6 protein-coding genes are annotated in these 10,146 nt (G+C 63.5%); 1 reads left to right on the top strand and 5 read right to left on the bottom strand.

Annotation, left to right across the window (positions count from 1 at the left end; all coding sequences use genetic code 11):
• Positions 1 to 535: 535 nt before the first annotated feature.
• The 4 genes from FV217_RS20740 to FV217_RS20755 all read right to left on the bottom strand — a co-directional run bounded on the left by FV217_RS20740 (position 536) and on the right by FV217_RS20755 (position 4,194).
• Positions 536 to 934 (bottom strand): cupin domain-containing protein, encoded by a 399-nt coding sequence (locus FV217_RS20740; RefSeq protein WP_147820267.1) that lies wholly within the window; start codon positions 932 to 934, stop codon positions 536 to 538.
• Positions 935 to 967: 33 nt separating this feature from the next.
• Positions 968 to 1,714, bottom strand: coding sequence for a glucose 1-dehydrogenase (locus FV217_RS20745; protein ID WP_147820269.1), 747 nt, complete (start codon positions 1,712 to 1,714; stop codon positions 968 to 970).
• Between the two features lie 119 nt (positions 1,715 to 1,833).
• Positions 1,834 to 2,748: a LysR substrate-binding domain-containing protein gene (locus FV217_RS20750; RefSeq protein ID WP_147820271.1), complete on the bottom strand. Its 915-nt coding sequence runs from the start codon at positions 2,746 to 2,748 to the stop codon at positions 1,834 to 1,836.
• A 237-nt stretch (positions 2,749 to 2,985) separates the two neighbouring features.
• Entirely contained in the window at positions 2,986 to 4,194 is a 1,209-nt protein-coding gene (locus tag FV217_RS20755; protein WP_147820273.1) for a diguanylate cyclase, read from the bottom strand.
• A 581-nt stretch (positions 4,195 to 4,775) separates the two neighbouring features.
• Here FV217_RS20755 and FV217_RS20760 point away from each other — a divergent pair.
• Positions 4,776 to 8,441 (top strand): autotransporter domain-containing protein, encoded by a 3,666-nt coding sequence (locus FV217_RS20760; protein WP_147820275.1) that lies wholly within the window; start codon positions 4,776 to 4,778, stop codon positions 8,439 to 8,441.
• A gap of 393 nt (positions 8,442 to 8,834) precedes the next feature.
• Here the strand turns inward: FV217_RS20760 and FV217_RS20765 are convergent, their stop codons facing one another.
• Entirely contained in the window at positions 8,835 to 9,998 is a 1,164-nt protein-coding gene (locus FV217_RS20765; protein WP_246683068.1) for a helix-turn-helix domain-containing protein, read from the bottom strand.
• Positions 9,999 to 10,146: the final 148 nt, after the last annotated feature.

Consider the following 10,146-nt stretch of genomic DNA (forward strand, 5'->3'; position numbering starts at 1 on the left):
TACGAGCGGCATTCAAGGAATCGAAAAGCCTTGTCTTTCGAAGGGGATAGAGTGGTGCCGGTTGCGGGACTTGAACTCGCGACCTACCGCTTACAAGAGCGCGAATCTTCCCGTTCGGCAGTTTCAAGCGATCGCACGAAATTCCACGCCATTCAACTAAATCGCAGTTGCGGTCGCCGATGGGCGGACCGAAATCGAGCGTGAAACGCTGTGAAATTTCTGCGAATTCTGCTCACCACGGCATCGCCACGTGACTGTAACCACCGCTGCAACCGCGTCATAAAGCTACGAGCCGGATAGCGGTCGGTGGGGGCTTGGAAACGATTAAAGTTGGGCTAAACAGGAACGACCGCTTCGGATTGCCCATGAAAACATGCAGACGTTGCCCTACCGGCAGCTTGCGACCCGTTGCAGATGCCGGGAACGTCCGCTTGTAGGTCAGTCGGCGAGGCAGAGACCTACGACCGAAACGGGTGGATTTGCGCCGGTCCGCTTTCGGCATTGGATCGCTGAAAGCGGCCCTGAGAGCCGAAGTTCACGACCCGGCATACTGTCCTTCGGTGACCTGCTCCATCCATGTCACGGCCTTGCCATCCAAACGTTCCTGGATCGCGACATGCGTCATCGCGGTGGTCGCGGTGGCCCCATGCCAGTGCTTCTCGTTCGGCTCGAACCAAACGACGTCACCCGGTGCGATCTCCTCGACCGGGCCGCCCTCGCGCTGAACCCATCCGCGCCCGAACATAACGATCAGCGTCTGGCCGAGCGGGTGCGTGTGCCACGCCGTCCGCGCGCCCGGCTCGAACGTCACGCTGGCCATCGCGACGCGGGCGGGGTCGGGCGCACTATGGAGCGGGTCGATCCGAACCGTGCCGGTGAACCATTCAGACGGTCCCTGGCCTGAAGGCTGGCTTCCGCTGCGCTTGATATCCATTCGATCTTTCCTCCGTCGACTCGGAAACGCCTGTCAGAGCGACCAGCCACCATCGACCGATATCGACGCGCCGGTCACGAAGGCACCAAGGTCCGAACACATCCACAAGACAGCCTCTGCAATCTCCTCGGGCTTCCCCAGTCGCCCTACCGGCTCGAGGTCGATTGCCTTTTGGATGTCGCCGCCTGTGAAGCGATCCATCATCGACGTCTCGATGTTCCCGGGCAAAACAGCGTTCACCCGTATATTCGCCTTCGCGTAGTCGAGGGCGGCGGACTTGGTGAGGCCGATCAGGGCGTGCTTCGAGGCGGCGTAGCTCGCGCCCCCCGCCACGCCTCTGACGCCCGCGCCAGATGACGTGTTGACCACCACGCCGCCGCCCTGCCGGAGCATCTGTGCGATCTGGTGCCTCATGCACACGAACGTGCCGCGCAGATTGATGTCGAGGATGCGGTCCCATTCGTCGAGGGCGATCTCGTGGACGGGAGCGGCCTTGTTTTCGACGCCCGCGTTGTTGAAGGCGCAGTCGAGGCGGCCGAACCGCTCGACGGTTCTGGCCACCGCAGCCTCGACGTCCTCCGGCACCGACACGTCGCACCGGATCGCGATAACCTCTGCGCCATCCGCCTCGATCTCAGCGCGAAGTTGTTCCAGCGCAGCCTCCGTGCGGTCCGTGATTGCGACCCGTGCGCCCTCCCTCGCGAACGCGATGGCGGCGGCGCGGCCGATGCCGCTGGCCGCGCCTGTGACGAAGGCGACCTTCCCGATGAAACGGCGCATGGCTCGATCTCTCAGCTGACCTCAATGATGTACCGGACTTAGACCTCGCGCGAGCTGCCGGTCAGCTGTCCGTGCTTCAACGGAACGATGAGCCGAGTTCATCGTCGGCGATGCGGCCGCTACAATCCGAGCGGCTTCAGCTCGCGGATCAGGTCGATGAGGAGCCGCAATCCGGTCGGCAGCTGGCGACGACCGGGATAGTAGAGGTGGAAGCCCGGTCCCATCGGAGCCCAATCCGCCAGTACGACGCGAAGCTCGCCCTGGGCGACCGAGGGGCCGACGCACGGCTCGGGAAGATAAGCGAGCCCGCCGCCCGCCACAGTGAGGGAGAGGGCGAACTGCGTGTTGTCGATGGTCACCGAACCGGGAGCTTCGAGTGCGATCTGCTCCTCAGCTCTCTCGAACTCCCATCGGTAGAGGCTGTCGTCGCCGAGGCGGATGCGCAGGCATCGGTGAGCCCCGAGGTCACGCGGATGATCGGGCGTTCCGTGGCGATCCAGATAGGCCGGCGCTCCAACTACCACCCAGCGCAGATCGGCTGACAGGCGCTGAGCGACCATGTCCTGAGGCACAGTCCCGCCGTAGCGGATGCCCGCATCGGCTCCAGCCTCCACGACGTCGAGTAGATTGTTGGAAACCCGGACGTCGATCTCGACCTGCGGGTGGCGCTCGTGGAAGGGAGGCAACACGGGGGCGAGCAACAACGTGCTCGCATGTTCGAGCACGTTCAGGCGGATGCGCCCGGTCGCCTTCGTCGGCTCCCGGTGCTGGTTGAGCACGTCGAGCGCGGAGCCGATTGCCGCGAACGGCGCGTCCAGCGAAGCGAGCAGATCATCGCCTGCCGCCGTGAGCGTAACGCTGCGGCTGGTGCGGTTGATGAGGCGTACGCCGAGGCGCGCCTCCATCGCCTTAAGCGCGTGGCTGAGCGCGGAGGCGCTGACGCCAAGTTCCAGACCGGCCCGCCGGAAGCTGCGATGGCGCGCGATAGCGAGGAAGGTTCCGAGGTCGGCCAGTTCGGTTCGCTTGGTCCGCATCGGGGCACTGGAGTGTCTGGTGGCGGAAATGCAATCCGTATCGGGCCATGACCGCGGTGGGTCGATACCCGCCCGTCCTCGCTACGACCAAACTGCGTGAGTTGTTGTCGGATCGCTGTCAGGTAGGAGCATGCAGTAGGCGGACGTTCGACGATTGGTCGGGGGGACGCAAGCTCCCAACTCATAGGTCTTCCAGCGTGCGAATCTTAAGTCCTGAGCGAAGGCCTATGCTTCGGGCTACGATGCTAATGCCCAAACCCGTTCGCTTTCTCCGTACATTGCAACTTGGTTCCTCCCGGCAGCTTTCGCAGCGTAGAGTGCTTCGTCCGCGTGCCGGATGAGGCGCATCAAACCACGATCGCCTCTCGAACAACCGATCACGGCGCCAACGCTCACGGTTACCACCGACGACGGGCCGCCAGCTATGTGGGGAATGCCGAGTGCCTGGACAGCGGCTCGCATTCGTTCTGCCACCCCTCGCGTCGTTTCCTTATCGGCCTGCCGGAGCACCACGACAATTTCTTCACCGCCGTACCGGGCGACTATGGAAGCATGCGCTGCCGCGGACAGAATGGCCTGTGAGACAGCGCGGAGGCATTGGTCGCCTTGCTGGTGACCATAGTAGTCGTTGTATCGCTTGAACGCATCGACATCGAGCAGCAGCACGGCGACATTCTCGCTCAGCTCATGCGCTAAAAACTCATCTAAGGATCGACGATTGGCGAGGCCGGTTAGTGCATCGCTGCGGGCCAGCTGGTCGAGCTCGGCGACGCGTGCGGCGTCGAGCATCGTCATGAGGAACCGCTGCCTTTCCCAACGCTCGCCTGAGAAGCTCGCAACTAGGATGAAGATCGCTGCACCTAGAACCAGCGAATTGGATGCTAGGCGCATCTGCAGTTCGATTTCATGCATTTGCAGCACAGTTGCTAAATGAATTATCGTAATGACTGAAATCGTTCCAAGTGCATATTTAAATGGGAGACGCTGGACAATCGCGCCATATACGATGATCTCAACAAAGCCAAAATGATGAAAGGTTCTGCCAGGAGCTGAACTGCGCAATTCCATTGCCGTTAGACTTGCAGCTACTATTATAGTTATTATGGACTGACACACTTCGCGGGCGCGCGGCGATTGAGTCCGAGCGCCAAACCAGATGACGCCAAGTCCAAGCGGCGCCACAATGCCAAAGCGTATCATTGCAGCTGTAGACAACACATCTCCTAAAAGAAGATAGTCTGCGTAGAAGAGAAATCCGTAAATCAATAGCCCGACTGATGCTGCGATTGTTGATTCGCGTCGACGTGCAGGCTGACCTAGTGTTTTAAAAATGAGCTCGACATCTTTTGGAAAATTAATTTTGTAAGCAGGTCTGTTTAATAAAGGTTCAATAATATTTTTGTCGACAGTCATATGACTTGTCATAAAAGCGTCCTCGAACAACATATGGAAAAATGAATGCCGCTTATGAAAAAATCGTGACTGCTACGAAATTTATGTGCCAATCTGGAATAATTAGCCTGTATGATTAATGATAAACTTCGCAATCTAGTCCCTCAGAACTGAGATGCTTCCCGAGGTTAAATTTGCAGAAAGCCACCATCTTCCAGACCGCTTGTTAAGGCGCCATCTCCCCGAAAAAGTGCCGTGACGAAGGACCGCTTTCTGGCGGCGTCGAAAAGTTCGTGGTTTGCGAAGTTGGGTCGGAATCGGAAGGTCCGCTTCGGAGCGAAAGATCAGGTTCCGCTCCCCACCCGTTGCAGAAGCTGGAAACGTCCGCTCGCAGGCTGCTTGGTGAGGCGGCGATCTACGACCAGGACGTGTGAGAGCGGCTCGACTGCTTCAATCTGCGCTGGTGAGCGCCTGCCCCCGGGAAGCCGCCCGAAAGAGCGGCTTCTCCGCCACGGCTCCCCGCCGAGTTCAGGCAAATGGCGAGATAGCGCCAGGGTGCGCGGCCGTCGTCACCCGACCGTCATGTGTCGAACTTAGCGGAAGCTTGGCTTTAACCAAGGGTTACGATGTCGACGATGAGCACCAGCTGCGCAGCGATCCTCGCGGCTACGTTCGGCCTGCTGGCGGTGCCTGCCGCGCAGGCGGCGAACTTCAATGTCGCGAACGGCGTCACCGACAGCACCCCGAAGACCGTGAGCGGTACCGATGTCGGCACCGTCGGCGTGGGATCGACGCTTCAGTCGACCACCGGGACGGCAATCACCTGGAACAATGCGTCCACGACCCTGAGAATCACCAATTCGGGGACGATCCAGGCGATCGCGGCCGGGACGCGGGCGATCAACGCCTCAGGCACGGACAATCTCCGCTCGATCCTTCTGACCAACAATGCCGGCGCCCTGATCATCTCTCCCGACGACGCGTTCCGCATCAACGTGAACCCGACGGCTGGCACCATCACGATCAACAATGCCGGCACGATCCGGTCGCAGAGCGGTCAGGCGCTCGACTTCGACACGGCCGCCAGCGGCGCCGCAACGATCACCATCAACAACCTCGCCAGTGGTCTGATTCGCTCGGACGGCCAGGACGCGATCCGCCCGGGCCAGGGTGCCACGGTGAACAATGCCGGCACCATCTTCTCGACGGGCGCGGCCGGCAGTTCCTTCGACGGCATCGACTTCCAGGGGAAGACCGGCACCGTGAACAATCAGGCCGGCGGCGTGATCTCGGGCCTGCGCCACGGCATCACCACCGATACCGGAATCGTCGTCAACAACGCGTCCGGCGCCACCATCACCGGCCGCAACGGATCCGGCGTCGGCTCCGACGGCACCGGCACCGTGATCAATTTCGGCACGATCACTGGCGCCTATGACGGCTCCGCCCGCGGCGACGGCGATGGCGTCGACATCGATTTCGCAGCCACCATCATCAACCACGGCACGATCCAGGGGACCGGAGCCGGCGGTTTCGACAACGGCAACCGGGCCAACAACAGCGAGGGCATCTCGATCGGCGGCGGCGCGATCCAGAACGACGGCACGATCCGTGGCGCGACCTACGCCATCGTCGTCAACAACGACAGCAACCCCGACAACAGCCGCAGCGGCGTTGCGGCGACCACGATCCGGAACGACGTCGGCGGCATGATCGTCGGCCAGAACGGTTATGCGATCCGTCTCGAGAACAAGACCGGCACGACGCGGGACAACGACACCATCGAAAATTTCGGGACGATCATCGGCAACGGTGCGATTTCGGACCCCAACGCGGTGATCCTGCGCGGCGACAACACCGCCGATCCTGGCTCGGTCGGCACCCTGAACGGCGTCACCTATACCGGGACCGGCGCGGCGCGCTTCATCCGGGGCGACGGGGCCGCGATCCAGATGGGCGAGGGTGACGACGTCCTCGCGAACTACGGCACCATCATCGGCAACAACGGCCGCGCCATCAGCCTCGAAGGCGGCAACGACATCCTGAGCATCGCGACCGGATCGACCATCACCGGCCGGATCGATGGTGGTGTCGGCACCGACACCATCAATCTGATCGGCACGGGCACCGGCACGCTCGCCAACGTCATCAACGTCGAGATCCTGAACGTCCAGGGCGGCCGCTGGTCCATCATCGACGATCAGTCCTATGCCTCCGGCGTGACGATCGCGTCCGGCGCACTGCTGCAGGTCGGCAACGGCGGCACGGCGGGCTCGCTCGCCGCGAACGTCGTCGACAACGGCACGCTGGCCTTCAACCGCACGAATGGTGTCACGTTCGCCGGCACGATCTCGGGTACCGGCATTGTGCAGCAGCTCGGCACGGGCGTCCTGGCGCTCACCGGCGCCAACACGTATTCCGGTGGTACCACCATCGCCGCGGGTACGCTGGTGAGCGCAGCGGTCGGACTCGGCTCGGGGGCGGTCACGAACAACGCGGCGCTGGTGATCGACCAGCCCAGCGACGCCACGTTGGGCAATGCGCTCAACGGCACGGGGCGCCTCACCAAGCAGGGTACCGGTACACTCACCTACACCGGCAATGGGACGCTCTCGGGACCGACGACGGTCGCGGCCGGCGGGCTTGTGATAAACGGCAGCCTTGCTGCCTCCCCGGTCAACGTGGCGAACGGCGCCGTCGGCGGCGGTACCGGCCGGATCGGCGGCCTAACCGTTCAGTCGGGCGCAACCGTCGCACCGGGAGTCGGCACCACTGCGGGCAGCCTCGGCACGCTGAACGTCGCCGGCAACGTGCTGTTCGCGGCTCAGTCGCTCTATCAGGTCGATGCCACGCCGGCCGGCCAGTCCGACCGCATCGCAGCCACCGGCACCGCCACGCTCCAGGGCGGCACCGTGCAGGTCACCGCGCAGTTTGGGCTTTACAACCCGACCACGAGCTACACGATCCTCAGCGCGGCCGGCGGCCTCACCGGGCGGTTCGCCGGTGTGACCTCGAACTTCGCCTTCCTGACCCCGTTCCTGACCTATGGCGTCAACGACGCCTTCCTCCGCCTCGCTCGCAACGATCTGGAGTTCGGCGCCGTCGCCGTCACGCGCAACCAGGGCAATGTCGCAGCGGCGGCTCAGGCTCAAGGTGTCGGTACGCCGCTCTACAACGGCATTGCCGTGCTCTCGGCCTCTCAGGCCCGCCAGGCCTTCGATGCGCTCTCGGGCGAGATCCACTCCAACGCCGTGACGAGTCAGTTCGCCACGGGATACCTCGTGCGTGAGGCGATCCTCGACCGCCTGCGCTTCGGCGAGACCCCGAGCTTCGGTGGCCTCGGTGCGGAGGGTATCGGCCAACGCTTCGCCCCCGGCACCACCCTGCCGGCGGTTTACACCGCCGATCTTCCGGGCCGGACGACGGCGCCGGTGCCGGTCTCGACGCAGCTCGTCGCGCCGAACCCGGTGGCGGTCTGGGGCCAGGGTTTTGGCTCGTTCGGTTCGATCGGTGGCGACGGCAACGCCGCCCGCCTCGATCAGCAGACCTCGGGCTTCGTGCTCGGCGCCGACACCCGTCTCGACCAGAACTGGCGCGTCGGTGTGGCTGGTGGCTACACCTTCACCAACCTCGACATCACCGGCCGCCAGTCCACCGGCACGGTGGAGAGCGGCTACGGTGCGCTCTATGCTGGTGGCAGCTTCGGCCCGGTACAGTTGCGGCTCGGCGGTGCCTATGCCGGTTCGAGCCTCGCCACCAACCGCGCGGTGCTCTTCCCCGGCTTCTCGGAGAACGCCAGCGCCCGCTACGGCGGCTCGCTCGGCCAGGCATTCGGCGAGGCTGGGTACCGCATCGGTTCGGGCAATGGCTACTTCGAACCCTTCGTCGGCGGTGCGGCCATCCGGATCAGCCGCGACGGCTTCACCGAGCGCGGCGGCGCCGCGGCCCTGACCAGCAGGGATCAGGACTACGACATCGCCACCTCGACGGTGGGTGTGCAGGCGCAAGGGCAGATCGGCGAGTTCTTTGGCTCGACCACGCCGATCTTCGTGCGCGGCCTCGTCGGCTATCGCCGTGCCTATGGCGACGTGGTGCCCGCGACGCTGTTCAGCTTCGGCGCGGCCGGCCAGACCTTCCTGACGGCCGGTGTACCGATCGCGCGCGACGCCCTGGTGGCGCAGGCCGGGCTCGATTGGCAGGTCACACCAGCAACAACGCTATCGATCGCATACACCGGACAGGTCGGTGCCGAGCGCACCCAGATCCACGGGGTCAAGGGCGGCTTCCTGTACCGTTGGTAGAGGCGTGACGATGCGACTCCCCAAGTGGAGCCGTACGGCGATGAGCGGTGCTGCGAGGGTCTACTTCGGAGCACCAGCTGGGTTCGTCGTTACGGCGTAGTTGGGTCGGAACAGGAAGGTCCGCTTCAGGGCGAAGGGTCAGGGACCGCTTCCTACCCCTTGCGGACCCCGGGAAGGTCCGCTTCCAGTTAGCCTGATGGACGAAAACTAAAACCAGGCTGGGTGGATTTTCGCCGGTCTGCTTCCGATGCCAAAACTCGAATTGAGGACGCTTGCTCCGGGTGCGGCTTGAAGACCGGGTGGAGGCCCGTCGTCGAGCAAGATTACGCGGTTAAGGGGGACATGACCTATGCAGCCGTCTAGCCGGCGCTGGGACACGCATCATGGGATGCGTCACGTTTCGCGCAGCCATTTCCAAACCTGCTGCAAGGCCGCCCGTCTGACAGTCTGCTGGACCACTCGACGCTCGCCACGCCAAGCCTGGGGTGGCGAGCCGTACCGATTGCGGAAGCTGCGGCTGAGATGCGCGACGCTGCTGAAGGCGAAGACCTCGGCCAACTTGCTAAGGGTGCGCGTCTCCATCGGATCGGCCAGGGCATCGCGCACCGCCTTCAGGCGCTCGCCCTGCACGAAGTTCATCACGCCCTCCGCTGGGTCGAACAGCCGGTAGAGCGTGGCCCGCGAGACATGCATCTGCCCAGCGATGAATGCGGGCGACAGATCGGGCCGCGTCAGGTTTTCCTGTATGATCGTCCTGGCCAGCGCACGCAGTCCCCCATCGAGTGCTCGGCCCTCCAGCACGTCCGAGGCCTGCGAAGGATCGAGCAGGCGATGCAGGAAGGCGACGAAGTCATCGGCGAGGGCCGGGGCGTCGTCGGGGCGCGTGGTCGGCAAGCGGCGGTAGATGTCCGAGATGCGTGCGGCCATCAGCCGGTTGCGAGCCGCATCGAAGCGCATGCCGTGCTCCTCGAGCGGCAGCCCGTGCAGCTGGGTGCAGGGTACGGCGATGCCGATCACATCGGCTCGGTCGAGCATGCCATCGAGCAGGTGACGGCGGCCGATGAGTGTCACGGTGCCAGGCGAGGCCGAGATCGGTTTGCCAGCGACAGTGCCCTGGAAGCGGCCGGATCGGTAGAGTTGGACCATGTAGTGGTCGGGACCGGCCTCGACGCGTCGGCGGTCACGCTGGAGCCGCTGGTTCGAGAGCAGCGAGCGTTGGGTGACGAGGTCCCCGATCTGGTACGTGATGTTGCTACCGAAGGGCAGCATGGCAGATGGCGTTGTTGGTCCGACCTCGTACATCGGCGCCAAGAGAGTACGCCATCGCTCGAAGGCCTCGTCGGGAGGCAAGCCCGACGTCGTCAGGGAGAAGTACGGCAGGCCCGCCTCGGCCGTCATGTCGCCTTCACCCAACCGGCCAAATCCTTCGCCCTCCGACCCGTTTTGCGGAGGACGTACGGCATGTGGCCCTCGATAGAGCAAGTCGTTTGCTTGAACGTAGTTCGCCCAGCAAACAACTGTCGGAACACGACAGATGGCCGCTTTGGGTGATGCCACGGGTCAACATCCACGACACTATTGGGTCCAGGCCGTGTCAAAACTCGGGAATTGGGGCTTTTGCGGTCGGGTGACGTTCGGGTCTCGCGAGACTGGTCTGTTCATCGCGTCGAACGGGTTCTTACGGTCGGGAGACGGCCAGTTTTTG

Source organism: Methylobacterium sp. WL9 (assembly GCF_008040035.1).
Taxonomy (GTDB): domain Bacteria; phylum Pseudomonadota; class Alphaproteobacteria; order Rhizobiales; family Beijerinckiaceae; genus Methylobacterium; species Methylobacterium thuringiense.